Origin of the sequence: Streptomyces violaceorubidus (genome assembly GCF_000717995.1) — a bacterium.
GTDB lineage: Bacteria > Actinomycetota > Actinomycetes > Streptomycetales > Streptomycetaceae > Streptomyces > Streptomyces violaceorubidus.
Genome location: NZ_JODM01000202.1, coordinates 1 through 274 on the forward strand (window position 1 = coordinate 1; position 274 = coordinate 274).

The window sequence follows — 274 nt, forward strand, 5'->3', positions numbered from 1 at the left end:
GCCGGGCTGACCGGCGCGGACGTCGACGCGGTCGAGGCCCACGGCACCGGCACCAGCCTCGGCGACCCCATCGAGGCACAGGCCCTCCTCGCCACCTACGGCCAGGACCACACCCCCGAACAGCCCCTCTGGCTCGGCTCGCTCAAGTCCAACATCGGCCACACCCAGGCAGCGGCCGGCGTCGGAGGAGTCATCAAGATGGTCATGGCCATGCGCCACGGCCTCCTCCCCCGCACCCTCCACGTCGACACCCCCTCCACCCACGTCGACTGGA

General features: G+C 71.9%; 1 pseudogene. It reads left to right on the forward strand.

From position 1 onward, the window contains the following. Positions 1 to 274: pseudogene (locus IE94_RS36900) on the forward strand (polyketide synthase); the annotation flags it as partial.